Source organism: Sphingomonas sp. R86520, from assembly GCF_042466285.1.
Lineage (GTDB): Bacteria > Pseudomonadota > Alphaproteobacteria > Sphingomonadales > Sphingomonadaceae > Sphingomonas.
In genome coordinates this window covers 3,646,409-3,672,347 of sequence record NZ_JAXHBZ010000001.1, presented here as the reverse complement: position 1 = coordinate 3,672,347, position 25,939 = coordinate 3,646,409, and the positions used below count along the sequence as shown (strand labels likewise).

Annotated in this window: 29 protein-coding genes; 18 read left to right on the top strand and 11 right to left on the bottom strand. The window is 66.3% G+C overall.

What is annotated here, in order from left to right:
- The first annotated feature begins 89 nt into the window (after positions 1–89).
- On the top strand, positions 90–2,063 hold the full coding sequence (locus SJY41_RS16915) for an alpha/beta hydrolase family protein (protein ID WP_380783383.1): 1,974 nt from the start codon (positions 90–92) through the stop codon (positions 2,061–2,063).
- A gap of 93 nt (positions 2,064–2,156) precedes the next feature.
- Here the strand turns inward: SJY41_RS16915 and rpsD are convergent, their stop codons facing one another.
- Positions 2,157–2,771 (bottom strand): 30S ribosomal protein S4, encoded by a 615-nt coding sequence (gene rpsD / locus SJY41_RS16910; RefSeq protein ID WP_056053294.1) that lies wholly within the window; start codon positions 2,769–2,771, stop codon positions 2,157–2,159.
- A 191-nt stretch (positions 2,772–2,962) separates the two neighbouring features.
- Between rpsD and SJY41_RS16905 the strand changes: the two genes are divergently transcribed.
- Entirely contained in the window at positions 2,963–3,262 is a 300-nt protein-coding gene (locus tag SJY41_RS16905; RefSeq protein ID WP_380783382.1) for a chorismate mutase, read from the top strand.
- A gap of 148 nt (positions 3,263–3,410) precedes the next feature.
- Here SJY41_RS16905 and SJY41_RS16900 read toward each other — a convergent pair whose 3' ends face one another.
- The 5 genes from SJY41_RS16900 to rpiB all read right to left on the bottom strand — a co-directional run bounded on the left by SJY41_RS16900 (position 3,411) and on the right by rpiB (position 7,183).
- The gene (locus tag SJY41_RS16900; protein ID WP_380783381.1) at positions 3,411–4,643 is read right to left on the bottom strand and encodes a TrmH family RNA methyltransferase; all 1,233 of its coding nucleotides are present in this window, start codon (positions 4,641–4,643) and stop codon (positions 3,411–3,413) included.
- Positions 4,644–4,781: 138 nt separating this feature from the next.
- Positions 4,782–5,246, bottom strand: a complete 465-nt coding sequence (nrdR, locus tag SJY41_RS16895; RefSeq protein WP_380783380.1) for a transcriptional regulator NrdR — start codon at positions 5,244–5,246, stop codon at positions 4,782–4,784.
- On the bottom strand, positions 5,247–5,426 hold the full coding sequence (locus SJY41_RS16890; RefSeq protein ID WP_380783379.1) for a hypothetical protein: 180 nt from the start codon (positions 5,424–5,426) through the stop codon (positions 5,247–5,249).
- A gap of 3 nt (positions 5,427–5,429) precedes the next feature.
- On the bottom strand, positions 5,430–6,752 hold the full coding sequence (locus SJY41_RS16885) for a serine hydroxymethyltransferase (protein ID WP_380783378.1): 1,323 nt from the start codon (positions 6,750–6,752) through the stop codon (positions 5,430–5,432).
- Complete coding sequence (gene rpiB / locus SJY41_RS16880) at positions 6,749–7,183, bottom strand: ribose 5-phosphate isomerase B (protein ID WP_380783377.1); 435 nt, start codon at positions 7,181–7,183, stop codon at positions 6,749–6,751. The genes SJY41_RS16885 and rpiB overlap by 4 nt, the downstream gene beginning before the upstream one ends.
- Before the next feature lie 111 nt (positions 7,184–7,294).
- On the opposite strand from rpiB, the gene SJY41_RS16875 reads away from it, so the two are divergent.
- From SJY41_RS16875 to SJY41_RS16855, 5 genes are read left to right on the top strand one after another with little or no spacing between them, the layout of a single operon-like run.
- A complete protein-coding gene (locus tag SJY41_RS16875) occupies positions 7,295–7,756 on the top strand; it encodes a hypothetical protein (protein ID WP_380783376.1) in 462 nt (153 codons plus the stop codon).
- A gap of 10 nt (positions 7,757–7,766) precedes the next feature.
- Complete coding sequence (locus SJY41_RS16870; protein ID WP_380783374.1) at positions 7,767–8,336, top strand: sigma-70 family RNA polymerase sigma factor; 570 nt, start codon at positions 7,767–7,769, stop codon at positions 8,334–8,336.
- A complete protein-coding gene (locus SJY41_RS16865) occupies positions 8,329–9,051 on the top strand; it encodes an anti-sigma factor domain-containing protein (RefSeq protein ID WP_380783373.1) in 723 nt (240 codons plus the stop codon). Before SJY41_RS16870 ends, SJY41_RS16865 begins: the two co-directional genes overlap by 8 nt.
- Positions 9,051–9,527 (top strand): DUF3429 domain-containing protein, encoded by a 477-nt coding sequence (locus tag SJY41_RS16860; RefSeq protein WP_380783372.1) that lies wholly within the window; start codon positions 9,051–9,053, stop codon positions 9,525–9,527. Before SJY41_RS16865 ends, SJY41_RS16860 begins: the two co-directional genes overlap by 1 nt.
- Before the next feature lie 51 nt (positions 9,528–9,578).
- The gene (locus SJY41_RS16855) at positions 9,579–10,136 is read left to right on the top strand and encodes a Uma2 family endonuclease (protein ID WP_380783371.1); all 558 of its coding nucleotides are present in this window, start codon (positions 9,579–9,581) and stop codon (positions 10,134–10,136) included.
- A 32-nt stretch (positions 10,137–10,168) separates the two neighbouring features.
- Here the strand turns inward: SJY41_RS16855 and hemA are convergent, their stop codons facing one another.
- Positions 10,169–11,431 carry a 5-aminolevulinate synthase gene (hemA, locus tag SJY41_RS16850; protein ID WP_380784176.1) on the bottom strand — a complete coding sequence of 421 codons (1,263 nt, stop codon included), beginning with the start codon at positions 11,429–11,431 and terminating at the stop codon, positions 10,169–10,171.
- A 135-nt stretch (positions 11,432–11,566) separates the two neighbouring features.
- Positions 11,567–12,355: a glutamate racemase gene (murI, locus tag SJY41_RS16845; protein WP_380783370.1), complete on the bottom strand. Its 789-nt coding sequence runs from the start codon at positions 12,353–12,355 to the stop codon at positions 11,567–11,569.
- A gap of 143 nt (positions 12,356–12,498) precedes the next feature.
- On the opposite strand from murI, the gene plsY reads away from it, so the two are divergent.
- Both plsY and dprA read left to right on the top strand, forming a co-directional pair.
- A complete protein-coding gene (gene plsY / locus SJY41_RS16840) occupies positions 12,499–13,116 on the top strand; it encodes a glycerol-3-phosphate 1-O-acyltransferase PlsY (RefSeq protein WP_380783369.1) in 618 nt (205 codons plus the stop codon).
- Positions 13,109–14,200, top strand: a complete 1,092-nt coding sequence (gene dprA, locus SJY41_RS16835) for a DNA-processing protein DprA (protein WP_380783368.1) — start codon at positions 13,109–13,111, stop codon at positions 14,198–14,200. Before plsY ends, dprA begins: the two co-directional genes overlap by 8 nt.
- 22 nt (positions 14,201–14,222) lie before the next feature.
- On the opposite strand, the gene SJY41_RS16830 is transcribed toward dprA, so the two are convergent.
- Positions 14,223–14,477 carry a hypothetical protein gene (locus tag SJY41_RS16830; RefSeq protein WP_380783367.1) on the bottom strand — a complete coding sequence of 85 codons (255 nt, stop codon included), beginning with the start codon at positions 14,475–14,477 and terminating at the stop codon, positions 14,223–14,225.
- Between the two features lie 175 nt (positions 14,478–14,652).
- On the opposite strand from SJY41_RS16830, the gene topA reads away from it, so the two are divergent.
- Complete coding sequence (topA, locus tag SJY41_RS16825) at positions 14,653–17,271, top strand: type I DNA topoisomerase (protein ID WP_380783366.1); 2,619 nt, start codon at positions 14,653–14,655, stop codon at positions 17,269–17,271.
- A 115-nt stretch (positions 17,272–17,386) separates the two neighbouring features.
- Here topA and SJY41_RS16820 read toward each other — a convergent pair whose 3' ends face one another.
- Together SJY41_RS16820 and panC are read right to left on the bottom strand one after the other, a co-directional pair.
- Entirely contained in the window at positions 17,387–17,683 is a 297-nt protein-coding gene (locus tag SJY41_RS16820; RefSeq protein WP_380783365.1) for a hypothetical protein, read from the bottom strand.
- A gap of 93 nt (positions 17,684–17,776) precedes the next feature.
- A complete protein-coding gene (panC, locus tag SJY41_RS16815) occupies positions 17,777–18,613 on the bottom strand; it encodes a pantoate--beta-alanine ligase (protein ID WP_380783364.1) in 837 nt (278 codons plus the stop codon).
- An 81-nt stretch (positions 18,614–18,694) separates the two neighbouring features.
- Here panC and SJY41_RS16810 point away from each other — a divergent pair, with 81 nt between their 5' ends.
- The 8 genes from SJY41_RS16810 to SJY41_RS16775 all read left to right on the top strand — a co-directional run bounded on the left by SJY41_RS16810 (position 18,695) and on the right by SJY41_RS16775 (position 25,931).
- Positions 18,695–19,576, top strand: a complete 882-nt coding sequence (locus SJY41_RS16810) for a division plane positioning ATPase MipZ (protein WP_380784175.1) — start codon at positions 18,695–18,697, stop codon at positions 19,574–19,576.
- A complete protein-coding gene (locus tag SJY41_RS16805; RefSeq protein WP_380783363.1) occupies positions 19,573–19,827 on the top strand; it encodes a DnaJ domain-containing protein in 255 nt (84 codons plus the stop codon). The genes SJY41_RS16810 and SJY41_RS16805 overlap by 4 nt, the downstream gene beginning before the upstream one ends.
- Before the next feature lie 65 nt (positions 19,828–19,892).
- Entirely contained in the window at positions 19,893–21,260 is a 1,368-nt protein-coding gene (gene pgmG / locus SJY41_RS16800; protein ID WP_380783362.1) for a phosphoglucomutase/phosphomannomutase PgmG, read from the top strand.
- A gap of 342 nt (positions 21,261–21,602) precedes the next feature.
- Positions 21,603–22,052 (top strand): PH domain-containing protein, encoded by a 450-nt coding sequence (locus tag SJY41_RS16795; protein WP_380783361.1) that lies wholly within the window; start codon positions 21,603–21,605, stop codon positions 22,050–22,052.
- A gap of 47 nt (positions 22,053–22,099) precedes the next feature.
- Positions 22,100–22,879 (top strand): 3'-5' exonuclease, encoded by a 780-nt coding sequence (locus SJY41_RS16790; RefSeq protein ID WP_380783360.1) that lies wholly within the window; start codon positions 22,100–22,102, stop codon positions 22,877–22,879.
- Between the two features lie 74 nt (positions 22,880–22,953).
- Positions 22,954–24,444, top strand: coding sequence for an ATP-binding protein (locus tag SJY41_RS16785; RefSeq protein WP_380783359.1), 1,491 nt, complete (start codon positions 22,954–22,956; stop codon positions 24,442–24,444).
- Positions 24,441–24,884, top strand: a complete 444-nt coding sequence (locus tag SJY41_RS16780; protein ID WP_380783358.1) for a response regulator — start codon at positions 24,441–24,443, stop codon at positions 24,882–24,884. The genes SJY41_RS16785 and SJY41_RS16780 overlap by 4 nt, the downstream gene beginning before the upstream one ends.
- Positions 24,885–25,931, top strand: coding sequence for a sensor histidine kinase (locus SJY41_RS16775; RefSeq protein WP_380783357.1), 1,047 nt, complete (start codon positions 24,885–24,887; stop codon positions 25,929–25,931). It begins immediately after the preceding gene.
- The last annotated feature ends 8 nt before the right edge of the window (positions 25,932–25,939 follow it).

Sequence of the window (25,939 nt, the reverse complement as noted above, 5' to 3'; positions counted from 1 at the left end):
ATCCACACCGATTGCCAGCGGGCGCGCGCACGATACTATCGGCGCATAATTGGGGTTCAGGGGGTTTCGTGACGGTACGAACAGGGGCGATGACAGCGTTGATACTGGCAGCGGCGACGAGCTTGAGTACGGTGTCCGCCGGTGCGGCACCAAGCGATGCGGCACGACAATTCGGTGCGCGCGACAATGTGACGGGTGTCACGATTTCACCGGACGGCAAGGCACTTGCGGTCATCCAACCGACCGTCGGCCGCGGCGCGGTGCTGTCGATCGTCCGTCTCGATGATGGCAAGGGTCTGAAGCCCATCCTGACAACCAGTGGAAACCCCGAGCGGCTGCGCTATTGCCGCTGGTCGACCAACACGCGGCTGGTCTGCGGGCTGTACGTGATCGATATGATCGGCACGTCCTATTACGGCTATACCCGACTCTTCTCGATCAACGCAGACGGTAGCGACCAGAAGCTGTTGAGCGCACGCGGCAACGAATATTCGCTCGGCATCGCGCTTGGCGGCGGCGGCGTGATCGACTGGCTGGGCGAGAAGGGCGACGGCTCCGTGCTGATGCAGCGCCTTGCCGTTCCCGAGGTGACGACCGGACGCATAACCGGCCAAACCCGCGAGGGACTGATGGTAGAACGTGTCGATACCACCACGCTGTCGCGCGCGATGGTAGAAGCGCCCCGCGGCGGCGTCGCCGGCTATGTCACCGATGGACGCGGCGTGGTGCGCATCATGGTGCGCCGGCCGACGACGACGCTGGGACAGAATGCCGGACGCTACGACTTCCTCTACCGCCGCAAGGCTAGTCGCGAATGGCTGCCGCTGTCGACGGTGACGACATCCGGCGGTCGCTCGAGCGGCTTCGTGCCCCAGGCCGTCGATCCCGATCTCGACGTCGTCTACGGCTTCGACGCGACCGGCGGACGCACGGGTGTCTACAGCATCGCGCTGGACGGCAGCATGGCCAAGAAACTCGTCTTCTCCCGCCCCGATGCGGACGTCGACGAACTGGTCCAGATCGGCCGACAGGACCGCGTAGTCGGGGCCAGTTGGGTGACCGACAAGCGGGCGACGGCAATGTTCGATCCTACCTTGAAGCAATTCGCCGCATCGCTGTCGAAGGCACTGCCGGGCGCACCGCTGACAAGCTTCGTCGATGCGAGTTCGGACGAGCAGAAGCTGGTCATGTTCGCGGGCGCCGACACCGATCCGGGCCACTTCTACCTGTTCGACAAGGCCACCAAGAAGCTCGCCGAGATCCTGCCGATCCGCCCCCAACTTGCGACCGTCAAGCTGGCGCAGGTCAAGCCCATCAGCTTCCCCGCCGGCGACGGCACGATGGTGCCGGGGTATCTCACGCTGCCGCCGGGTAGCGATGGCAAGAACCTGCCGACCATCGTCCTGCCGCATGGTGGCCCCTGGGCACGCGACGAATGGAATTTCCACTGGCTGTCGCAGTTCTTCGCCAACCGCGGCTACGCGGTGCTGCAGCCCAATTATCGCGGCTCGACCGGCTATGGCGACAGCTGGTTCCAGCAGAACGGGTTCCGCTCATGGAAGACCGCGGTCGGCGACATCGACGATGGCGGTCGGTGGCTTGTCAAACAGGGGATCGCCGATCCCGCCAGGCTCGCGATCGTCGGCTGGTCCTATGGCGGCTACGCGGCGCTACAGTCGGGCGCAGTGGATCCCACCTTGTTCAAAGCGATCGTCGCGGTCGCGCCGGTCACCGACTTCGATCTGCTTCGCGAGGAGTGGAAAGGGGATTCGACGCCGCAATCGCTGGACGAGACGTTCGGGACGCGGATCACTGCGGAGGAGGGCTCGCCTGCCCGGCATGCCGATCGCTTCGCTGCTCCCGTATTGCTGTTCCACGGCGATCGCGACCAGAACGTGTCGATTGCCGAAAGCCGGTTGATGGCATCGCGCTTGAAGGGTGCGGGCAAGTTGGTGCAGTTCGTCGAGTATAAGGGGCTCGATCACCAGCTGGAAGACGACACCGCGCGCACCGACCTGCTCGACCGGGCCGATACGTTTCTGCGGACGACGATGAAGATGTAACGAAAAAGGGCGGCCCCAGCGGGACCGCCCTTTTCCTGTTCCGGACCGCGCCGTGGCAAAGCCACGTCGTCGGACGGTCGCGTTCTACGCGGCTTAGCGCGAGTAGAATTCGACGACGAGGTTCGGTTCCATCTTCACCGGGTAAGGCACTTCGTCGAGCGTCGGGACGCGCGTGAAGGTGACCTTGGCGGCGCCGTCGGTGGCGACGTAGTCGGGGATCTCACGCTCCGCGAGGCTCTGTGCTTCCATCACCAGCGCCATTTCCTGCGCCTTCGAACCCAGCGTGATCTCGTCGCCGACGAAGCAGCGACGCGAGGCGATGTTGCACTTCACGCCGTTGACGCGGATGTGGCCGTGCGAAACGATCTGGCGTGCCGCGAAGATCGTCGGCGCGAACTTGGCGCGGTAGACTATCATGTCGAGGCGCTGCTCGAGCAGGCCGATCAGGTTCTGCGAGGTATCGCCCTTCAGACGCGCAGCCTCGTGGTAGCACGCACGGAACTGCTTCTCGGTCACGTCGCCGTAATAGCCCTTGAGCTTCTGCTTGGCGCGCAGCTGGATACCGAAATCGCTGACCTTGCCCTTGCGACGCTGGCCGTGCTGGCCCGGGCCGTATTCGCGCTTGTTGACCGGCGACTTGGGACGACCCCAGATGTTCTCGCCCATACGGCGATCGAGTTTGTACTTCGCGCTTTGACGCTTCGACATAGTAAGTCCTTGGCAAATGCTAACAACGTTGGTCCCGGTATCGCTCTGCTGGCTGTACGAGACGGATGTCCAGACAGGGCAGGGCCACCGCTTCACCGGGGTGCAGGGCCATTGCGAAGGGGGGCGCCTAGACGGAGAGGGGTCGAGAGTCAAGCTGGACAGGGTGCAAGTGGCTCGGCAAGAGGCGGCGCATGACCATCCTATCCGGCCCAGACTGCACGACCATGACCGAGGTCCGCGCAGGCGTCGACGCGCTCGACCGCGACCTGGTCACGCTGCTCGCGAGGCGTTTCGCATACATGGACGCCGCCGCGCGGATCAAGCCCGAGCGCGGGCATGTCCGCGACGAAGCGCGCAAGACGCAGGTGATCGAGAACGCGCGCGCCGAGGCGATGAAGCTCGGCTTGCCCGACGCAGTGGTTGCGGACCTGTGGGAGACGCTGGTCGAAGCCTCGATCGCGTATGAGCTAGCTGCGTTCGACCGCCGCTAACCCCACCCGTTCGTGCCGAGCGAAGTCGAAGCACCTTTGCTTGGGGCACACCCTTCGACTTCGCTCAGGGCGAACGGAAAGAGGGGCGAACGGAAAGAGGGGCGAACGGAAAGAGGGGCGAACGGAGGCTGGTGGGTCAGTCGGAAACTTAGACCCGCGGCCTCTTCCCCGCCAGCGACGACAGCACCCCGCGCAGCGTCCGGATCTCCTGGCTCGACCAGCCCGGCTTGGTCAGCAGCGTCCGCAGCGTCCGCCGCGTCGACTGCATCTTGTCGGGCAGATGGAAGAAACCCGCCCCCATCAGCATCGCATCGAGCTGCCCGATCATCCCGTCGAGCTCCTCCTGCGGCGCGGGCGGCATGATCGGGTTGATCGACGGCTGCGACAGCCCGCGTTCGGCGGTGAGCCCCTTCGACCATTCATACGCGACCAGGATTACCGCCTGGGCAAGGTTGAGCGACCCGAACTCGGGATTGATCGGCACCGTGATGATCGTCCGCGCGACCGCGACGTCGTCGGTTTCGAGGCCGGAGCGCTCGGGGCCGAACAGGATCGCGGAACGGCCGGGGGCGGCGTGGACCTCGGTTGCGGCTTGCTCAGGGGTGACGACGGGCTTGGTCACGCCGCGCTTGCGGACCGTGGTGGCGAACACCTGGGCGCAGTCGGCAGTGGCGGCGGCGACGCTGTCATAGACCTTTGCGTTTTGCAGCACGATGTCGGCACCGCTGGCGGCGGGGCCTGCGGAGGGGTTGGGCCAGCCGTCTCGCGGGGAGACGAGACGCATTTCGACGAGGCCGAAGTTGAGCATCGCCCGCGCGGCCTTGCCGATGTTCTCGCCGAGTTGGGGGCGGACGAGGACGATTACCGGGAGTGGGGCGGCAGCACCGACCGCCTCAACCCCATCCGCGCCCACATCAACGTCGCTAGCTTCGTCCGTACCCATCATATTTTCGTCAATCACGTCGCCAAATCCACCAATCTCGCCAAGCCCACCAAAGTTGTCCTGCTCAGCCAATACATTGTGCCCGGCAGAACCATCCTGCTCACCCACCCCACCCCGTTCGTCCTGAGTAGGGGCTGAGCGAAGCCGAAGACCCGTATCGAAGGATTTGCGCGAGAGTAAGCGCACCGCGTCCCAATCGCCCGCCGCCAAAGCTTCCTTCTTCGCTCGCGTCCAGCCTTTCAACTGCCGCTCGGCCTCCAGCGCCTCGATCCGGCTTGGAAAATCCTGCGACCATATCAGCGTCACCGGGCGCCGGTTGTGCGTGTATCCGGGGAGCTCACCGTGCTGGTGTTGGGCAATGCGCCGTTCGAGCGCATCGGTGTGGCCGACGTAGTAGCTGCCGTCGGAACAGCGGAGCATGTAGGCGTAAAAGCTCATGCAACCTGTCCTTCGATACGGGCCTTCGCCGCGCTCAGTCCCTACTCAGGACGAACGGAAGAGGGTGAGGAACCGTCGATAAGGTAAAGTTTGCAACGCTGCCAGCGGCGCGGACGCGAGCCGGGTTACGAGCCCACATCACTCCGCCCGCCCAATCTCCTCCACACTCCCGGCAAACGCCTCGAAGTCCTTCGCCTCGCTAAAATCCCGATACACACTCGCAAACCGGATATACGCCACCGAATCGAGCCCCTTGAGCCCGTCCATCACCATCTCGCCGATCCGCTTGGACGTGACGTCGTTCTCGCCCAGCGTCTCCAGCCGCCGCTGGATCCCGCTCACCAGCTTCTCGATCCGCCCCGCCTCGATCGCCCGCTTCCGCGTCGCGATCGACAACGACCGCAGCAGCTTCTCCCGATCGAACGGCTCCCTGCGCCCCTCGCTCTTCAACACGAACAGCTCGCGCAACTGGATGCGTTCGAACGTCGTGAAACGCGCGGCGCAGCCTTCGCACTGGCGCCGGCGTCGGATCGCCGCCCCGTCTTCGGTGGGGCGGCTGTCCTTTACCTGGCTGTCTTCATGTCCGCAGAAGGGGCAGCGCATTCAGGCCTTCTTCTTGCCCTTGTAGTAGGCGTAACCCGCGCCCGCGAGCGCACCGAAGATCGGGCCGATCACCGGCACCGGGATCGCCACGACCGCGCCGAGCGCGCTCCACTTGGCCATGCTCTTGCCGAGGCCGGGGGTCGCCTTGATGTCGTTCTGGAGGTCATCGATCTTCGACATGTCTTATCCTTGATAGATCGGGAAGCGCGCGCAGAGTGCACGAACACGCGTCCGAACGTCCGCCTCGACTTCAGGGTCCCCATGCTCGCCCTTTTTTGCGAGGCCGTCCAGCACGTCGGCGACCATGTTGCCGATCTCGCGGAACTCGGCCGGGCCGAACCCACGCGTCGTGCCCGCGGGCGAACCGACGCGGATGCCGCTCGTTTTCACCGGCGGCAAAGGATCGTTGGGGATGCCGTTCTTGTTGCAGGTGATCCCCGCGCGCTCCAGCGCCTCGTCCGCATCGCGCCCGGTGATGCCCAGCGGCGTAAGGTCGATCAGCGCCAGATGCGTGTCGGTGCCGCCCGAGACGACGTCCGAGCCGCGCTCCTTGAGCGTCGCCGCCAGCACCTTCGCGTTCTCGACCACCGCGGCGATATAGCTCTTGAAGTCGGGCTGCAGCGCCTCACCGAACGCGACCGCCTTCGCCGCGATCACGTGCATCAGTGGCCCACCCTGGAGCCCCGGGAACACCGCCGAGTTGATCTTCTTCGCGATCGCCTCGTCGTTGGTCATGATCATGCCACCGCGCGGGCCCCGCAGAGTCTTGTGCGTGGTGGTCGTCACGACATGCGCGTGGCCGAACGGCGTCGGGTGCAGGCCGGCCGCGACGATCCCCGCGAAATGCGCCATGTCGACCATGAAATACGCGCCGACCTTGTCCGCGATCGCCCGGAAGCGCGCGAAGTCGATCGTCCGCGGATAGGCCGAGCCACCCGCGATGATCAGCTTGGGCTGATGCTCGACTGCCAGCGCCTCGACCTGGTCATAGTCGATCAGGTGCGTGGTCGCATCGACGCCGTACTGGACCGCGTTGAACCACTTGCCCGACATCGCCGGCTTCGCGCCATGCGTCAGGTGACCGCCCGCATCGAGGCTCATGCCGAGGATCGTGTCGCCCGGCTTGACCAGCGCCAGCATCACCGCGCCGTTCGCCTGCGCGCCCGAATGCGGCTGCACGTTGACGAAGCCGCAGCCGAAGATCTGCTTGGCGCGCTCGATCGCGAGGGTCTCGACCGTGTCCGACGGCGCGCAGCCCTGGTAATAGCGCTTGCCCGGATAGCCTTCCGCGTACTTGTTCGTGAACACCGAACCCTGCGCCTCGAGCACCGCCTTCGAGACGATGTTCTCGGACGCGATCAGCTCGATCTGCGTCTGCTCACGCTCGAGTTCGGCGGCGACACCGGCGAAGACGGCAGCATCCGCATCGGCGAGGCCGCGCGTGAAGAAGCCGTCGGGCTGGACGTCGTGGAGTTCGCGCTGGAGGGTTTCGGGCTGAGTGCTCATGCGGGGACCTTTAACTTGTCGACACGGAGTTGATGACGGCCGCCGGCGAATTCGGCGGACAGGAACGCTTCGACGCACGCCTTGGCCATTTCCTCGCCGATCAGGCGCGCGCCCATCGCGATGGCGTTGGCGTCGTTGTGCACGCGCGCAAGGCTCGCCGACAGCGGTTCGGACACGAGCGCGCAGCGGCAGGCGGGATTGCGGTTGGCCGCGATCGAGATACCGATGCCGGAGCCGCAGAGTGCGATACCGCGATCCGCGCGACCATCGGCGATCGCCGACGCAAGCTTGAAACCATAATCGGGATAATCGACGCTGGCCGTGCCCTCCGGCCCGAGATCGAGCACGTCGTGACCCGCTTCCCGCAGCCAAGCGGCAAGCACCGCTTTCAACGAAACGGCGGCGTGATCGGACGCGATGGCGATGCGCACCTGGCGTAATCCTGTGACGGGGGATCGGGTGCCCAGCCCCTTACCCACCCAGGCTCGCGATTGCCACACCTGTTCGCAAATGTGGTAGACCCTCGGACAAGGAGACGCCCGATGAAAGCCCTCACCCTGCTGGCCACCGCCCTTGTCGCCTCTGCCGCACTCGCCGGCTGTTCCGGCCCCGCGCCCGACACCAGCAGCGACGGCAACATGACGTCCGTCGGATCGGTCGAACGCAAGGTTGCCCCGCCTCCGGCCCCGGCCCCGGCCCGGCCCGCTGTCGCAGCGCACGATTATGCCGGCCGCTGGATCGGCGTCGAGGGCATGTACCTGGACGTCGCGCCGGCCGGCGCGCCAGGCCGTTACGATCTCACCATGCAATGGGATCTCGACAACGCCGGCAAGTTCGTCGGCATCGCGGCGGGCGATACGATATCGTTCGATCGCAAGGGCCTGCATGAAACCCTGCGCCCGACCAACGGCGACGCGACCGGGCTGAAATATCTGGCCGGCAAAAACGACTGCCTCACCGTAAAGCCGGGCGAAGGCTATTGCCGCGACGGGCCGAGCCGCTAGGTTCGCGGCCGTGACCCGAGCCTTTCCAGATGCCGATGCCGCCCGCGCGCACCTCTCCGAGATGCTGCTGCGTACCGGCCACGAAGACCGCGACGCGTTTCGCGAGCTGTATTCACTGACCAGTGCGAAGCTTTTTGGCATCACCCACCGTATCTGCGGCAACGCCCAAGCCGCGGAGGATGTGCTGCACGAGGTCTATCTCACGATCTGGAAACGCGCCGGTGCCTGGGAACCCGGCCGCGCGAGCCCGATAACCTGGTTGGCGACGATCGCGCGCAACCGCGCCATCGACTGGCAGCGTGCGCAGACCGTCCGCCGGACCAGCCCGCTCGACGACGCACCCGACGTGGCGGATCCTGGCGAAGGCGCCGAGGCGGGGATGCTCGCCAGCGAATCATCGCGCGAACTGATCGAATGCCTCGACGGTCTCGAACCACAACAGCGCGACGCGATACGCACGGCATTCTTCGATGGCATGACCTATGCCGAACTGGCGGTGAAGCGCGCCGTGCCGCTCGGCACGATGAAGAGCTGGGTACGCCGTGGCCTCGCCCGTTTGAAGGATTGCCTCGATGGCTGATCCGACCACCGATACCGGCCTGCCCGAAGACGTCGCGGCCGCCGAACTCGCGCTGGGGCTGCTCGAAGGCGAGGAGCGCGGCGCGGCGCTACGGCGCGTGCTTGCGGAGCCCGGTTTCGCCGCACAGGTCGAATGGTGGCGGTCGCGTCTGGCCGTCTTGTTCGACCTCTGGCCCGAACGCGTGGCCCCGCCACGTATCGGCGAGCGGATCGAGGCGAGCCTTGACCGCGCTGCGATCGGTACGACGGTGTCGACAAAGGGTGGCCGCTTCCCGTGGCCTGCCCTCGCCGCAATTACCAGCGCGATGGCCGCGTGCCTGCTCCTGTTCGTCATGCTTCGCCCCGAACCGACTGTGCCGGTGTCGCAACCGATCCCGGCCGCCCGACCGACCAGCGTGCTCGTCGCGATGCTCGGCGATGCGAAGTCGCCGATCGCTGCAGTCTACGATCCTGCCAATGGCGCGCTGCGCGTCGCGGCGGGTCCCAGCGTTCCCGACGCGCGCGTCGCGCAGCTCTGGGTGATCGGCGGCGACGGCGTACCGCATGCGCTGGGGCTGCTATCCGGCACGCCGACCGTGCTCGCGCCGAAGCGCGTCGATCAGGGTCGCATAGCCCCAGGCGCGACGCTCGCCATCTCGGTCGAACCGCTTGGCGGCTCGCCGACCGGCCTTCCGACCGGCCCGGTCGTCGCCACCGGTGTCGTCGCGCGCGTCTGATGACCGATCGACCCGTACCGGATCGATTGCCATCCGGCGGCATCCCGCCGATCGCCCGCCTGCTCGGGCTGAGCGGTCTGCTGCCGCAACTGGCGGCGGTCGCGCTGTTGCTGAGTGGCGATCCGCAAAGCCGCTACTCTGCGCTGGCGATCGCCTATGCCTATGCCGCGATCATCCTGAGCTTTCTCGGTGGCCTGTGGTGGGGGCTCGCCGCGCGCACCGACTCGCCCCCGCGCTGGCTGTGGTTCGCGAGCGTCGCGCCGTCGCTGATTGCGCTCGTCACCGCCTGGCCCTGGATGGTCGGCCTGCGCTGGCCCGGTCCCTCGCTCGTCGTGCTCGGCATCAGCCTGATCGCCGCGCTGCTCGTCGACCGGGCGCTGGTTCGCGCCGGCATCGCACCACCCGGGTGGATGGCGTTACGCGTACCATTGTCGCTTGGTCTCGGCATCCTGACGATGCTCGCCGCCGCGTTTTAAGGCCACGCCGCACGATTCGCGGGCTGGCTCGATTGATGGTACGAATCGGTCATGAATACATCCGCCGCGAGTCTCCGCACCGATCGGCAGGAAAAGGCGCGTTTCACCACCGCCGAGTTCCTCCGCATGGGTGAGTCCGGCGCGTTCGACGACATGAAAGTCGAACTGGTCGAAGGGGAACTCGTCCGGATGAACCCGCCCCAGTTTGCGCACGCCTCGCGCCAGGCCAAGATTGCCATTCGCCTGTCGCGTCTATTTGCTGAGTCGAGGATCGTTGGCGGGGCCGGCGTCGATTTGGGTAACGACACGGTGCTTGGGTGCGACGTCGCAGTTCTACGTACATCGGTCGAAGAAAGCCGCCTATTGCTCGCCGCCGACTTCCTGCTTGTCATCGAAGTCGCGGAAACCTCGGTCGCGCGCGATACCACGATGAAGCGCTTCGCCTATGCCGGCGGCGGCATCCCACATTACTGGGTGGTCGATGGAAACCGGTCCGTAGTCCATGTCTACGCCAACCCCCTGGAAGGCGATTACACGCGGTTCCATTCGGTAGGTTTCGGTGAAACGCTAAACCTGCCGGGCACCGACGGCTCGATCATTATCGATTGACCAGCGCTGCCCCGCTTTTGGCGGGACCAGCCTCAGGCTGCCTTGCGCAGGTCCAGCCGGCTCCAGATCTCGACCAGTGCGTCCGTCAACTCACGCATCATCGCCTCGGTATGCGCCGGCCCCGGCGTGAACCGCAGCCGCTCGGTGCCGCGCGGCACGGTCGGATAGTTGATCGGCTGCACGTACACGCCGTATTCGGCGAGCAGAACGTCGCTGATCTTCTTCGCCTTGACCGGATCGCCGACCATCAGCGGGACGATATGCGTATCGCCGATCATCACCGGCAGCCCGGCATCCTTCAGCATCGCCTTCAACATCGCCGCGGAAGCCTGCTGCCCCTCGCGCTCGACGCTCGAGCTTTTCAGATGCCGCACGCTCGCGAGCACGCCAGCGACCAGCACCGGCGACAACGACGTCGTGAAGATGAACCCCGGCGCGTACGACCGGATCACGTCGACGATCGTGCGATCGGCGGCGATATAGCCACCCATCACGCCGAACGCCTTGCCCAGCGTGCCCTCGAGGATCGTGATCCGGTGTGCGACCTCGTCCCGCTCCGAGATGCCGCCGCCGCGCGCGCCGTACATCCCGACGGCGTGGACTTCGTCGCAATAGGTCAGCGCATTGTACCGGTCGGCCAGATCGCACACCGCCGAGATCGGCGCGATGTCGCCCTCCATCGAATACACGCTCTCGAACGCGATCAGCTTTGGCGCCGCCGGATCTTCAGCCGCGAGAAGCTCTTCGAGATGCGCGAGATCATTGTGCCGGAACACTCGCTTTTCGCAGCCCGAGTTGCGGATGCCCGCGATCATCGACGCGTGGTTCAGTTCGTCGGAAAAGATGATGCAACCCGGCAGGACCTTCGCCAGCGTCGCCAGCGTCGCCTCGTTCGAGACGTAACCGCTCGTAAACAGCAAAGCCGCTTCCTTGCCGTGCAGGTCGGCGAGTTCGCCTTCCAGGTCGACATGGTAATGCGTGTTGCCGCCGATGTTGCGCGTCCCTCCCGAGCCCGCGCCGACGTCGTGCAGCGCCTCTTCCATCGCCGCGATCACCTTGGGGTGCTGGCCCATCGCGAGATAGTCGTTCGAGCACCACACCGTGATCGGCTTCGGCCCGTTATGCCCGGCGAAACAGCGCGCGTTCGGAAACGCGCCCTTGTTGCGGAGAATGTCGATGAACACGCGGTAGCGGCCCTCGGCATGCAACCGGTCGATCGCCTGCGTGAACACGCGCGAATAATCGACTCGCGGGCCGCTGTTGCTATCCGTTGCCGAGATGCCGTCGGTAATCATGGGCTTGGGCACTACGCCTCGCTTTCACTCGTTTCCAGCGCAATACCGCTCTTACGGTGATCGCTTTCCTCATCCTGCGCGTACATTGCCATGATGACTTAACGACGCAAGCGGGCATATTGTCCCACGAGACCGTCAGAGCTGCTCGATCCGGCCAAATCCGCGCGCCGCCAGGGTCGGCGCCAGGGCGCGCTCATCGTCGCCAAGCCGGGTGAAGACCGCGATCCCCTCGCCCGCGCCCGCCCAGTCCTGCCCCTGCGTCAGGTGACTGATCCGCCGCGCGATCCCCGGTCCGCCATCGACGAAGCGCACGCCGGGCGACGCCGCCGCGAGCTCCGCCTCGACCAATGGGAAATGCGTGCAGGCGTTGACGATCACGTCGATCCGTTCGCCACCGGCCTGCGAGAACAGCCCGTCCAGCACCGCCGCATAGCGCGCCGGCGCCACGGCCCGCCCGTGCAGCTTGGCCTCCGCCATCTCGACCAACGCCGCCGACCCGTACCGCAACACCGTGCAGTCGCCTGCGAACCTTGCCGCGAGGTCGTCGACATACGCCTGCCGGACGGTGGCTTCGGTCCCCAGCACACCGATCGTACGCGTGACCGACAGCGCCGCAGCCGGCTTGATCGCCGGCACCGTCCCGACCACCGGCAGGTCGAGTGCCGCACGCACCACCGGCAAGGCGATCGTCGACGCGGTATTGCACGCGATCACGATCAACCGCGGCCGATACCGCTCCGCCAGCCGTCCCAGCAATACCGGCACGCGCGCCGCAATCTCCGCCTCGCTCTTGGTCCCGTACGGAAAACCGGCCGAGTCGGCAGCGTAAACGAACGGCGCATCGGGCAGTGCCGCGCGCGCCGGGCCGACGATCGACAATCCGCCGACACCGGAATCGAAGAACAGGATGGGGCGGGTGTCCATGCCGCGCTCTTAGGACGGAACGCCCATCGTAAACCAGCACCCCGCCCCGTCATCCTGATGAAAGCGCAGTGGCAGACCTTAACCTGGGCGATTTGCCGTCTGCGTCGCGTCGTTTATAAGCCCCGCCAGAACGGGGGACATACTTGCAGACGGAAATTCTCTGGGTCGCGCCTACGCTATCGCTCGTGCTCAGCTACCTGCTGGGCTCGATCCCGTTCGGCGTCATCCTCACGCGCCTCGGCGGTGCAGGCGATCTGCGCGCGATCGGCTCGGGCAACATCGGCGCCACCAACGTATTGCGTACCGGCCGCAAGGGGCTCGCCGCCGCGACCCTGCTGCTCGACATGGCCAAGGGCGCGGTTGCCGTTCTGCTCGTCGCGCACCTTTTTCCCGGCAACACACTGCTCGCTGCCGCCGGCGCGTTCATCGGCCATTGCTATCCGATCTGGCTCAAATTCAAGGGTGGCAAGGGCGTCGCCACGTTGATGGGCATCGTCGTCGCGCTCCATTGGCCGCTCGGCCTGGTCTATGCGGTCGTCTGGCTGGGCCTTCTCGCCGGCCTGCGCATCTCCTCCGTCGCCGGCATTGCCGCAGCGCTGAGCGCACCGTTCGCCGCCGCGGTGTTCGGCCGTTTCGATCTGGTCCTGCTGCTCCTCGCGCTCGCCTTGATCGTCCTGTGGAAGCACAGCGAAAACGTCGAGCGACTGTTCTCGGGCACCGAACCGCGCATCGGCGGCGCCAAGCGGCAAGCGAGTGACTGACCCGACGGTCGCAAGACTTCGGCTCATCCGCACGACCGGGATCGGACCGGTCACCTATCGTCAGTTGATCGCTCGCTTCGGCACCGCCCAAGCCGCCATCGAAGCACTTCCCATGCTCGCGCAACGCGGCGGCGGACGCGCACCGAGAATCGCCGAAATCGCCGTGGCCGAACGCGAAATGGCTGCCACCGCCAGGCTCGGTGCGCGCTATCTCTTCATCGACGACCCCGATTACCCGCGCCTGCTCGCCGAGATCGAGACCGCCCCCCCGGCGCTGATCCTGCGCGGCGACATCGCCCATGCCGCCCGCCCCTGCATCGCGATGGTCGGCGCGCGCAACGCGTCGGCCGCCGCCTGTCGTTTCGCGCGCCAGCTTGCATTGCAACTCGCCGAGGAAGGCGCGACGATCATCTCCGGCCTCGCCCGCGGCATCGACACCGCGGCCCATATCGGCGCGCTGGGCGGCCGCTCCAGCGGCGGCACGATCGGCGTGATCGCCAGCGGCATCGACATCGCCTACCCACCCGACAACACGGAGCTTCAGGAACGCATCGCCACCGAAGGTCTGCTGCTGGCCGAACAGCCGCCCGGTACCGAACCCAAGGCGCGCAACTTCCCCTCTCGCAACCGCATCATCGCCGGCCTCGCGATCGGCACCGTCGTCGTCGAAGCCGTCCCGAAGTCCGGTTCGCTGATCACCGCACGGCTCGCAAACGAGTCCGGCCGCGAGGTCATGGCCGTTCCCGGCAGCCCGCTCGATCCCCGGGCCCAGGGCTGCAACCTGCTGATCCGCGAAGGCGCTACCCTGGTCCAATCGGCCGCAGACATCCTCGAACAGATCCGCCCGTTCGATTTGCGCTCGGTCCGCTCGCCGATCGACGCCTATGCCGGCTCGCCGCCCGAAGACGCCGACGATCGCGACCGGCACAGGATCGCCGCGCTACTCGGCCCCGTCCCGGTCGCGATCGACGAACTGATCCGCCAGTCGCACCTCACGCCGGCGGTGGTTCAGACGGTGCTGCTCGAACTCGAACTGGCTGGCCGCCTCGAACGCCACGCGGCGGGTCGCGTAAGCCTGCGCTAGTCGACGGCCGCTGGCGACAGGGTCAGACGGTCGGCATCTCCCCGGCTTCGTCATCCGGTCCGGGGCACGAGCCACTCGCGCGCAGCAGCAGGCCTTCATGATCGCGACGCACCGCGATACCCTGGCGGAACGTTAAGTCCCGTTCGCGCAACCATACGGCGGGGCGAAAATTGCGCGCCTTGTCCACGCGATCGGATACCGTCGCGACCTCGATTACGGCTATCTCGACGACCATATCGGTGACAGCTACGGGAAAAGGGTTGCTGACTTCGATCACGCCTGAACGAATATTGGACTAGCAATCGCGCCGACATCCGGGAAATACCCCGCCCTCTCGCAAAGCAGCACCGACGTCCTCATCTGGGCACGCCACTCATTACCACCGCGGGTTGACGCAGCCACCCCGACGCCGCCACCCTCGTACGCGTACACGTAAGGACCACGGTTTCCCCATGCAGCTTGTCATCGTCGAATCGCCTGCCAAGGCCAAAACCATCGAGAAGTATCTGGGCAGCGATTACCGCGTCCTGGCGAGCTACGGCCATGTCCGCGATCTGCCGCCAAAGGACGGCTCGGTCGATCCCGACGATGCGTTCGCGATGACGTGGGAGAATTACGCGGACAAGTCGAAGCAGCTGAAGGCGATCACCGATCTCGCCAAGGTCGCCGACCGCCTGATCCTCGCGACCGATCCGGATCGCGAGGGCGAGGCGATCTCGTGGCACGTCCGCGAGGTCCTGCGCGCTCGGAAGGCGCTCCCGAAGGAGGTCGAGCGCGTCACTTTCAACGCGATCACCAAGGCGACCGTCACCGAGGCGATGAAGAACCCGCGCGAGCTCGACGACGATCTGATCGACGCCTACCGCGCCCGCCGTGCGCTCGATTATCTTGTCGGCTTCACGCTGTCGCCGGTTCTGTGGCGCAAGCTGCCCGGCGCCAAGTCCGCCGGTCGCGTCCAGTCGGTGTCGCTCCGCCTGATCGTCCAGCGCGAGCGTGAGATCGACGTCTTCAAGCCGCAGGAATACTGGTCCGTCAGCGCCGAGATGGAGCATGACGGCACCGCGTTCACGTCGCGGTTGACGCAGTTCGAGGGCAACAAGCTCGACCGCCTGTCGATCGGCAACGAAGGCGATGCCTTGCGCGCCAAGCAGGCGGTGCTCGACGGCAATTTCTCGGTCCAGTCGGTCGAGACCAAGCCCGCCGGTCGCAACCCACCACCGCCGTTCACGACGTCGACGCTGCAGCAGGAGGCCTCGCGCAAACTCGGCTTCTCGGCCGACCACACGATGCGGATCGCGCAGGGCCTCTACGAGGACGGCACGATCACCTACATGCGTACCGACGGCGTGCAGATGGACAGCAGCGCGATCAGCGCCGCGCGCCTCGCCGTCGCGAACCGCTTCGACGCGAGCTATGTCCCCGACAAACCGCGGCAGTACCAGTCGAAGGCGAAGAACGCGCAGGAAGCGCACGAAGCGATCCGCCCGACCGACTTCGGCAAGGACAAGGCCGGCGGCGGCGATCACGCGCGCCTCTACGACCTGATCTTCAAGCGCGCGCTCGCCAGCCAGATGGCGTCGGCACGCATGGAGCGCACGACGGTCGAGATGGCCGACGGCACCGGCCGTAACATCCTGCGCGCCACCGGCCAGGTCGTGCTCTTCCCCGGCTATCTCGCGCTGTACGAGGAAGGGTCGGATGACTCGGCCGACGAGGACGCACGTCGCCTGCCGCGGATGCGCGAAGGCGATGCGCCTGCGAAGAAGAAGGTCGACGCCGAGCAGCACTTCACCCAGCCGCCACCGCGCTTCTCCGAAGCCTCGCTGGTCAAGCGGATGGAGGAGCTCGGCATCGGCCGCCCGTCGACCTACGCGTCGATCATCAAGACGCTGAAGGACCGCGCCTACGTCCGGATCGAGAAGAACCGCTTCTTCGCGGAGGAATCCGGCAGGCTCGTGACGGCGTTCCTCGAACGCTTCTTCGAGAAATATGTCGGCTACGACTATACCGCCGAGCTGGAGGAGGAACTCGACGACGTCTCCGGCGGCCGCGCGCAGTGGCAGTCGGTGCTCGACGCGTTCTGGCGCGACTTCAAGCCGCGCACCAACGAGGTGATGGAGCAGCAGCCTAGCGCGATCACCGCCGAGCTCGACGTGTTCCTCGCGCCGTACCTGTTCCCCGCCAAGGCTGACGGTGGCGATCCCCGTCTCTGCCCGAACTGCGGCGAGGGCCAGCTGGCGCTCCGCGGCGGCAAGTTCGGCGCGTTCATCGCGTGCTCGAACTACCCCGAGTGCAAATACACGCGCCGGTTCGCGCAGCCCGGCGGTGAGGCGGAAGGCGACACCGGCCCGTCGACGCTCGGCACGCATCCCGACACCGGTCAGCCGATCGAGCGCAAATCGGGTCGCTTCGGCCCGTATCTGCAGATCGGCGAAGGCGAAGACCGCAAGATGGCGTCGATCCCGAAGGATATCGGCGAACTGAACCTGGAATGGGCGGTCAAGCTGCTGTCGCTCCCGCGGACGGTTGGCAATCATCCCGAAACCGGCGAACCGATCATCTCGACGATCGGCAAGTTCGGGCCCTATCTGAAGCACGCGGGCAAATACGCGCGACTCCAGACCACGGCAGACGTGTTCGAGACGGGAATGAACGCCGCAGTCGTAAAGCTCGCCGAAGCCGCAGCCGGCGGCGGACGCACCGCGCGCGGGGCTCAGGCTCCGCTCAAGATACTCGGCAACCATCCGCGTACCGAGGCCGAGATCAAGCTGATGGAAGGCCGCTACGGCGCGTACGTCACCGACGGCACGACCAACGCAACGCTGCCCAAGTCGATCGAGAAGGACCAGCTGACGCTAGAGGAAGCGGCATCCTTGATCGACGCGCGCGCCGCGGCGGCTCCGGCTACGAAGAAGAAGAAAGCACCCGCCAAGAAGCCGGCGGCCAAGAAGGCGCCGGCCAAGACGGCAGTGGCCAAGGACGCGGCCGAGGCGAAAGCGCCAGCAAAGAAGGCCCCCGCTAAAAAGGCCCCCGCCAAGAAAGCCGCCCCAAAGAAGAAAGCTGAAGCCTAATCCCCCTCCCGCGTGCGGGAGGGGCTAGGGGAGGGACCGAGATACCCCACGAGCGCGACGTTCGCGGTGACCCCCTCCCCCAACCCCTCCCGCAAGCGGAAGGGGAGCCGTCAGCTCAAGCAGCCCGGCGTTGCGTCAGCTGCAACCAGTCCCGGGCCGCGCGCTGCGCCACCGAGATCTCCCGCGCGGTCATGTCCTCGGCGATCTCGGCGCGGCATTCCTGCGCGGCGATGTTCCCCGACACCGCCGCCAGGTTGAACCATTTGTGCGCCTCGATCAGGTCGAGCACGACGCCCGAGGTGCCGGTCGAATAGACCATCCCCAATTCGTAGCACGCCCGGTCATCGCCGCGGGCGGCATCCGCCAGACGGCGTTCGATCACAAAATTCGCGTTCTTGATACTGCTGCCCATGGTCTTGCCCCCAATGTTCTTGAAAGCATCCTGCAGTGAGTCGGGCTACGAAATGGTTAATGGGTTAACGTCGTAATTTTACAACGCGTTCGCCTATTCGATCGCGATGTTGTCGATCAGCCGGGTGGCGCCCATCCGCGCCGCCGCCAGCAACCGTCGCGGCCGATCCGCCGCGGGATTCTCGGCCAGCGTCTCGGCGTCGGCCAGCGCGACGTAATCGATCGTGAACCCCGCCCCGACCAGAGCCGTCCGCGCATCGTCCAGCACTGCCTCGACATCCTCGCCCTTCGCGATCGCCCGCGCGGCGACGCCCAGCGCACGCGGCAGGGCCACCGCCTGTTTCCGCTGCTCGTCGTCGAGATAGATGTTGCGCGAGGACATCGCCAGGCCGTCGTCGTCGCGCTGCGTCGGCACGCCGACGATCTCCAGCGCGAAGTCGAGATCGGCGACCATCCGCCGGATCACCGCGAGCTGCTGGAAATCCTTCTCGCCGAAATACGCGGCATCGGCACCGACCTGGTTGAACAGCTTGGCGACCACCGTTGCGACGCCGTCGAAATGCCCCGGCCGCGACGCGCCGTCGAAACCTGCGCTGACGCCCGCCACGCCGATGCTGGTCGCGAAGCCTTCCGGATACATCACCTCCACGGTCGGCGCCCATAACAGGTCGCAGCCGACCTCGTTCAGCATCCGCACGTCCGCCATTTCCCGCCGCGGGTACTTCGCCAAATCCTCGTTCGGCCCGAACTGCTTGGGGTTCACGAAGATCGACGCGACGACTTTCGTCCCCGGCCGCTTCGCCGCCTCGATCAGCGCGACATGGCCTGCGTGCAGCGCGCCCATCGTCGGGACGAGCGCGACGCGCTGCCCCGCCGCACGGAAGGCGGCGACGCTTTCGCGCAACGCATTAAGGTCCCGGACGGTGTCCACGTGAAACTCCTACTCGATAAGTGCGGTCGCGGCTTCTATGAAGGGTGACAGTCTCGATCAATAAGGAAACGCGCGTTGGCCATGGGCCCTGACTCACCCCAAGCTTCGACGCCTGTTGCCGCCCCCGCCCCGGCGGGCGGGCCGACGTCGTCATCGACGCACGTCATCGTGTTCGCCAACGAGAAGGGCGGCACCGGCAAGTCGACGACCGCAGTGCACGTCGCGATCGCGCTTGCCGCCAAGGGCGCGCGCGTCGCGTGTCTCGATCTCGACCACCGTCAGCGCACCGTCGGCCGCTATCTCGACAACCGCGCCGAGACGGTGAAGCGCACCGGCTCCCCCCTGCCGATGCCGCGCCACGCGACGCTGTCGGAGCAGAGCGAGGACCAGTTCGAGGATCTGTGGCATGCGCTCAGCGAAGGGTCCGACTTCCTGGTCGTCGATACGCCGGGCCGCGACGATCCGTTCGCACGCACCGCGGCGGCCCTGTCGAACACGCTGGTCACGCCGATGAACGACAGTTTCGTCGACTTCGACCTGATCGGTCAGGTCGACCCCGAGACCTATCAGGTGACACGCCCGAGCTTCTATTCCGAACTGATCTGGGACGCGCGGAAACAGCGTGCCCGCGCCGACGGCACGACGATCGACTGGGTCGTGCTGCGCAACCGCCTCCAGCATATCGAGGCGCGCAACATGCGCCGCGTGTCGGACGCGCTCGCGCAACTAGCCAAACGCGTCGGCTTCCGGATCATCCCGGGCCTCGGCGAGCGCGTGATCTACCGCGAGATGTTTCCTGCCGGCCTGACGATGATCGACTCGAAGGCATTCGGCAGCATGGGCCTCGCGCACGTCGCGGCGCGCCAGGAACTGCGCGAAATGATGGCGGCGTTGCAATTGCCGGACGTCGCCGAGCACGCCCCCGCACCTGCCCCCGCCCCAGTCTCGGGCGTCGCTGCGTGAAGTGGATCGTCGCCGCCGTCTTCATCTGGGCGGCGTGGCATTATCTGCGCCCCAAGCCGAAGCAGCGCGTGGTATCCGACGAGGCCGAGGCGCGCTCGATCCTGGGCGTCGACCGCAGCGCGGACGCCGACGCGATCCGCAGCGCACATCGCCGCCTGATCGCATCGGTCCACCCCGACCGCGGCGGCTCCACCGACCTGACCCGCCGGGTGAACGCTGCGCGCGACCTGCTGCTGAAGCGCTCGCGCTAACCCTTACCGCCGAGCGTCCTGAGCGAAGTCGAAGGGCAAGCTCAGGACGAACGGAAATCTACAAAATGACTCACCAGTTCGACCCGACCTCGCTCCGCGAGTACGACATCCGCGGGATCGTCGGCAAAGCGCTCGGCCCCGCCGACGCCACGGCAATCGGCCGAGGCTTCGCCACCCGCGTCCGCGCCGCAGGCGGAACGCGCGTGACCGTTGGCTATGACGGTCGCACCTCCTCCCCCGAGCTCGAAGCCGCGCTCGTCGCTGGCCTTACCGCAGGTGGCGTCGACGTCGTTCGCATCGGTCTCAGCTCGACGCCGATGCTTTATTACGCCGAGGCGACGCTAGAAGTGGATGGCGGCATCCAGGTAACCGGCAGCCACAATCCCCCCGAATATAACGGCTTCAAGATGGTGCACGCGCATGCGCCATTTTTCGGCGACGACATCCAGGACCTCGCCGCGCTCGCCGCATCGGGCGCCTGGAGCGAAGGCGCGGGCGACGTGACGACGGCCGACGTGCTCGATGCCTATGTCGCCCGGCTGATGCTGGGCTATGCGGGCGGCGCGTACCGGATCGGCTGGGACACCGGCAACGGCGCCGCCGGCCCGGTGATCGAGAAGCTCGTGAAGCTCCTGCCGGGTGAGCATCATGTGATCTTCGCCGATGTCGACGGCAATTTTCCCAACCATCATCCCGATCCTACCGAAGAGGCGAACCTCGCCGATCTGAAACGCCTGGTCGCGGAAAAGAACCTCGATTTCGGACTGGCCTTCGACGGCGATGGCGACCGGATCGGGGCGGTCGACGGCTTGGGTCGTGTGATCTGGGGCGATCAGATTCTCTCCATTTTGGTCGAACCTGCGCTGCGCGAACACCCAGGTGCGCCGATCGTCGCCGACGTGAAGTCGAGCCAGGCGCTGTTCGACCGAATCACCGAACTCGGCGGCGAGCCTGTGATGGCCGCAACCGGCCACAGCCTCATGAAGACCGCGATGACCCGCACCGGCGCGCCGCTTGGTGGCGAACTCAGCGGGCACCTGTTCTTCGCCGGCGAATATTACGGCTTCGACGACGCGCAATACGCAGCGGTTCGGCTGATTCGCGCGGTGCATCTGTCAGGCCGCTCGCTGACCGAACTGCGCGATGCGATGCCGGCGCTGGTCGCGACGCCCGACCTGCGCTTTCCGGTCGACGACACGCGCAAGTTCGCGGTGGTGAACGAGGTGATCGTGCGGTTGAAAGCGGAAGGGGCGGAAATGACCCTTACCGACGGCGCGCGCGTGACGACCGACGAAGGCTGGTGGCTTCTCCGCGCGTCGAACACCCAGGCGATGCTGACAGTCCGGGCGGAGGCGAAGGACCAGACGGCGCTCGATGCTTTGCTTGCAGAGGTCGACGCGCAACTCTTCGCAAGTGGGGTAACCCGACCCTAACCATAAGCATTGCACCTCCCCGGCGGAGGCCGGGGCCCAGTTGGAAAGGCGGATATAACGAAGCGTCACGCTCCGTTTAGCAACGTCCCCCAACTGGGCCCCGGCCTCCGCCGGGGAGGTGCAGGTGGATGAGTTCTTGCAGAATGAGACGCTGAGCGAGCAGCACGATGCTCAATGCACCACGCAACGCAAACCTAACCGTTCCCCCGCGAAGGCGGGGGCCCAGGAGCCACGAACGCCACCTTCTGGAACCCTGGACTCCCGCCGTCGCGAGAGAACAGCGAACCGATTGACTCGCCACCCCTCTCGCCTACTTTCTCCCACCACCCCAAGGAGTCCCCCGTGGAGCGCCCAGTCGACGAATTCCGCTCCAGCACGCGCCGCTGGCTGCTCGGCAGCTTTGCCGGCTGGGGCACGCTGCTCACCTGCTTCGCCGGCGTGGGCTTCGTCCTCATCGGCATCCGCTGGCTGAAGAACCGCAGCGCCAGCTACGAGATCACCGACCAGCGCCTGATCATCAAGCGCGGCATCCTGTTCAAGACGATCGACGAGATCGAGCTCTACCGCGTCAAGGACGTCCGCCTCGGCTACTCGCTGCTGAACCAGATGACCGACATCGGCACGATCAGGCTCACCTCCAGCGACCGCACGACGAGCGGCGGCGAGTTCAGCTTGCGCGACATCCCGATGGCGCGCGATCGTCGCGAAGGCCTGCGCAAGCTCGTCGACCGCGCCCGCCAGCGCCGCGGCGTCCGCGAACTCGACGTAGAAGACCCATACGCGCTGGATTAGGCGCATACGCGCTGGATTAAGCGCGCTTTTGTCCCCACATGGCGGGCATGGCGCCACCCTATCCGAAGCCCAAACCGCAACCGCAGATGATCCGGGTCGTCGACCTGGAGACCACCGGCTCCGCCCCGCCCGCGCACGGCGTGTGCGAGATCGGCTGGCAGGACGTCGCGCTCGGCGAAGACGGACGCTGGGAACTCTACGGCGAAGGCGGCAGTCTGCTGGTCAATCCCGGTCGCCTGATCCCGCCGGTCACGCAGGCGATCCACCATATCCTCGACGAACAGGTCGCCGACGCGCCGTGGTGGCATGACTGCGCCCGCCAGGTCCTCGACCCCTGGCCCCGCCGCCTCGCGCTCGCCGCCCACCGCGCCGATTTCGAGCAGAAATTCTGCACCCCTGCGCTGACCCGCGATGCCGAATGGATCTGCACCTGGAAATGTGCGCTGCGGCTCTGGCCCGATAGCCCGAGCTTCTCGAACCAGGTGCTGCGCTACTGGCGCAAACCCCATGGCATGGATCACGAGCGCGGCCTGCCGGCGCACCGCGCCTTCCCCGACGCGTACGTCACCGCGTTCCACTTGCGCGACATGCTCAACGAGGCGAGCTTTGCGCAACTGGTCGAATGGTCGCGTGATCCCGGCCTGATCCCGCGCGTCCGCTACGGCCCCGATCGCGGCAAGGAATGGTCCGAACTCGATCACGAGACGCTGATGGCGTTCATGACCGACCGCGACCCCGACATCCGCTTCACCGCCAACCACGAGATGGACCGGCGCAGCGGCGGCGGCCGGGTCGGCAAGGCCAGCGCGCAAGACTTGTTGCTCTAGAGCAACCGCGCGTCGGTAGCGCTGGCGTAACGACCGGCAGTGCCGTAATCCGGTCACCTATGGTGCGCGTACGCTTGAAATTGCCCTCTTCCGAAGGGCGCGTCGCGCGGTGGCTTGTCGCGTTCATGACGCTCGGCTTCATCGCGCTCGCCGCCGCAGCGGTCGCGATCGGCTGGATCACGGTCCGCAACCGAACCTACACCGCGGAAATCCTCCATACGCAGGACGTCCGCCAGGCTATCGCGACGCTCCAGATCGAAATGGAACAGTCGGAAACGGCGCGGCGCGGCTATGTCCTTACCGGCCAGCCCCTGTTCGCCGCCGCCTATGCACGCACGGCGGGCAAGCTGGTGCCGGCGATCCAGGATCTTCGTCACCTGACCCGCGACAATCGGCACCAGATCGATCGGCTCGACCTGATCGAACCGCGCGTCGCGGACCTGCGCGCGTTGCGGACTCAGTCGATGACGCTGGTCGCTGCCGGCCGGATGGCGGAGGCGCAGCGCCGGTTCACGGTCGATGCCAGCGTCCCGCTGATGCGCGGTATCCGCTACCGCTTGCAGGCGATGGCCGCCGAAGAGGTCCGTTTGCTCGCAATCCGCAGCGGCCGGCAGCAATGGACCAGTGCGCTGTTCCTGTCGGTCGCAGGCACCGCCGCGGTGCTGCTCGCGATCGTCGCCATTCTCGCGATCCTGGTGATCCGCCGCTACACCACGGATCTGGCGGCGTCGCGCGACAGCCTGCGCAACCTCAACGAGACGCTGGAGGAGCAGGTCGTCGAGCGCACCGCCGACCTCAGCCGCGCGAACGAGGAAATTCAGCGCTTCGCCTATATCGTCAGCCACGATCTGCGCTCGCCGCTGGTCAACGTGATGGGCTTCACGGCCGAACTGGCCAGTGCCGCGACCCCGCTCGCCGAACTGGTCGATCGTGCCGAGGCGGAGGCGCCCCACATCCTAACCGAGGACGCCCGACTCGCGGCGCGCGAGGATCTCCCCGAGGCGATCGGCTTCATCCGCACCTCGACGCAGAAGATGGACCGGCTGATCAACGCCATCCTGAAGCTTGCGCGCGAAGGCCGCCGGACGATCGCGCCCGAGCATATCGACCCTGCTCAGCTCGTCGACACGATCATCGGTTCCATCCAGCACATCATCGACGATCGCGGCGCCGAGGTGCGCGTCGAGCGGCCGATGCCGTCGATCGTCACCGATCGCCTCGCCCTCGAACAGATCCTGTCGAACCTGATCGAGAACGCGACCAAGTATCTGAAACCCGGCCGCCCGGGCGAGATCGTCGTTAGAGGGCGTACCGAGCGCAACCGCGTCATCCTGTCGGTGGTCGACAATGGCCGCGGCATCGACCCGCGCGATCACCAGCGCGTGTTCGACCTGTTCCGCCGCTCGGGCGCGCAGGACCAGCCCGGCGAAGGCATCGGACTCGCGCATGTCCGCGCGCTCGCCTATCGTCTCGGCGGCACGATCGACGTGCAGTCGACGCTCGGCGACGGCGCGACCTTCCGGCTCAATCTACCTGCCATACTGACCATCCAGGACGCATCATGAACGATCACAAATCCGTCGGAATCGTGATGATCGAGGACGACGAGGGCCATGCCCGCCTCATCGAGAAGAACATCCGCCGCGCGGGCATCCTGAACGATATCCGCCACTTCACGGACGGCACGACCGCGCTCGAATTCCTGTTCAACGCGCCCGACGGCCCGGCGAAGAGCGGACCGGCGATGATCCTGCTCGATCTCAACCTGCCCGACATGAGCGGCACCGACATTCTCGCCAGGATCAAGGCGGACGGTAGCCCGTTGCGCCGTACGCCCGTCGTCGTGCTCACCACGACCGACGACAAGGTCGAGATCGAACGCTGCTACGATCTGGGCTGCAACGTCTACATCACCAAGCCCGTGAATTATGAGAGTTTCGCGCAGGCGATTCGCCAGCTCGGGCTGTTCCTGTCGGTCATCCAGGTTCCAGACGCCGAGGACTGAGTGACCGGTACGCCCGCCTTTTCCCCCAGCGTCCTCTACATCGACGACGACGCCGGTATCCGCCGGCTGGCAGCGCGCGCGCTGGAACGCCGTGGCTACCGGATGACGCTTGCCGAGACTGGTGCGGAGGGCGTGGTGAAGGCCGCTGCCGAACGCTTCGACCTGATCGCGGTCGATCACTACATGCCGGGCATGGACGGCCTCGAAACGCTCGAGGCGCTTCGCCGCCTGCCCGAGACCCCGCCGGTAGTGTACGTGACCGGCTCGGAAGAGGGCCGGATCGCGGTCGCCGCATTGAAGGCCGGTGCCGCCGACTACGTCGTGAAGACCGTTGGCGACGACTTTTTCGACTTGCTCGCCGCCTCGTTCGAACAGGTGCGCGCGCGGGCGCTGCTCGAACAGGAGAAGGCCTCGGCGGAAGCCGATCTCCGCGCCAGCAACGCCCGTCTCGAGGCGCTGCTCGGCGAAGTGAACCACCGGGTCGCGAACTCGCTGCAGCTCGTCTCGGCGATGGTCCGGTTGCAGGCCAGCGCGCTCACCGATCCTTCGGCACGCGAGGCGCTGGAGGATACGCAGCGGCGTATCCAGGCGATCGCGCAGGTCCATCGCCGCCTCTACACGAGCAACGACGTCGAGAGCGTCGACATGCAGGAATATCTCGGCGCGCTGGTCGACGAACTGGCCGAGACCTGGTCGACCGAAGCACTACCGCGGGCGCTCAGGCTGGCGGCCGAACCGATCCGCCTGCCGACCGATCGCGCGGTATCGCTCGGCGTGATCGTCACCGAACTCGTCACGAACGCGTGCAAATACGCCTATCCAGCAAGCGGCGGCGAAGTCCGGGTGGCCCTTCAGCGGATCGATGACGACGTGTTCCTGCTGGCGGTCGAGGACGATGGCTGCGGGCTTCCCGAAGACGCCACGCCGCGCGGCACCGGGCTGGGCACCAAGCTGATCCGCGCGATGGCGCAAAGCCTGCAATCGATCGTCGAATACGACTCCGCCCATGCCGGAGTCCGCGTCACGCTGCGCGCGGCGGTACGATAGGCGCTCTA

What these genes read in the sequence shown, in the direction of transcription:
- SJY41_RS16875 (WP_380783376.1), top strand. Translation starts at nt 7,295, where the DNA reads ATGAAAGCCCTCACCCTGCTGGCCACCGCCCTTGTCGCCTCTGCCGCA.
- murI (WP_380783370.1), bottom strand. Translation starts at nt 12,355, where the DNA reads ATGGACACCCGCCCCATCCTGTTCTTCGATTCCGGTGTCGGCGGATTG.
- SJY41_RS16890 (WP_380783379.1), bottom strand. Translation starts at nt 5,426, where the DNA reads ATGTCGAAGATCGATGACCTCCAGAACGACATCAAGGCGACCCCCGGC.
- SJY41_RS16860 (WP_380783372.1), top strand. Translation starts at nt 9,051, where the DNA reads ATGACCGATCGACCCGTACCGGATCGATTGCCATCCGGCGGCATCCCG.
- SJY41_RS16885 (WP_380783378.1), bottom strand. Translation starts at nt 6,752, where the DNA reads ATGAGCACTCAGCCCGAAACCCTCCAGCGCGAACTCCACGACGTCCAG.
- hemA (WP_380784176.1), bottom strand. Translation starts at nt 11,431, where the DNA reads ATGATTACCGACGGCATCTCGGCAACGGATAGCAACAGCGGCCCGCGA.
- SJY41_RS16810 (WP_380784175.1), top strand. Translation starts at nt 18,695, where the DNA reads ATGGGCCCTGACTCACCCCAAGCTTCGACGCCTGTTGCCGCCCCCGCC.
- SJY41_RS16865 (WP_380783373.1), top strand. Translation starts at nt 8,329, where the DNA reads ATGGCTGATCCGACCACCGATACCGGCCTGCCCGAAGACGTCGCGGCC.
- SJY41_RS16820 (WP_380783365.1), bottom strand. Translation starts at nt 17,683, where the DNA reads ATGGGCAGCAGTATCAAGAACGCGAATTTTGTGATCGAACGCCGTCTG.
- SJY41_RS16905 (WP_380783382.1), top strand. Translation starts at nt 2,963, where the DNA reads ATGACCATCCTATCCGGCCCAGACTGCACGACCATGACCGAGGTCCGC.
- rpsD (WP_056053294.1), bottom strand. Translation starts at nt 2,771, where the DNA reads ATGTCGAAGCGTCAAAGCGCGAAGTACAAACTCGATCGCCGTATGGGC.
- pgmG (WP_380783362.1), top strand. Translation starts at nt 19,893, where the DNA reads ATGACTCACCAGTTCGACCCGACCTCGCTCCGCGAGTACGACATCCGC.
- SJY41_RS16855 (WP_380783371.1), top strand. Translation starts at nt 9,579, where the DNA reads ATGAATACATCCGCCGCGAGTCTCCGCACCGATCGGCAGGAAAAGGCG.
- SJY41_RS16790 (WP_380783360.1), top strand. Translation starts at nt 22,100, where the DNA reads ATGGCGCCACCCTATCCGAAGCCCAAACCGCAACCGCAGATGATCCGG.
- nrdR (WP_380783380.1), bottom strand. Translation starts at nt 5,246, where the DNA reads ATGCGCTGCCCCTTCTGCGGACATGAAGACAGCCAGGTAAAGGACAGC.
- SJY41_RS16780 (WP_380783358.1), top strand. Translation starts at nt 24,441, where the DNA reads ATGAACGATCACAAATCCGTCGGAATCGTGATGATCGAGGACGACGAG.
- SJY41_RS16900 (WP_380783381.1), bottom strand. Translation starts at nt 4,643, where the DNA reads ATGAGCTTTTACGCCTACATGCTCCGCTGTTCCGACGGCAGCTACTAC.
- topA (WP_380783366.1), top strand. Translation starts at nt 14,653, where the DNA reads ATGCAGCTTGTCATCGTCGAATCGCCTGCCAAGGCCAAAACCATCGAG.
- SJY41_RS16915 (WP_380783383.1), top strand. Translation starts at nt 90, where the DNA reads ATGACAGCGTTGATACTGGCAGCGGCGACGAGCTTGAGTACGGTGTCC.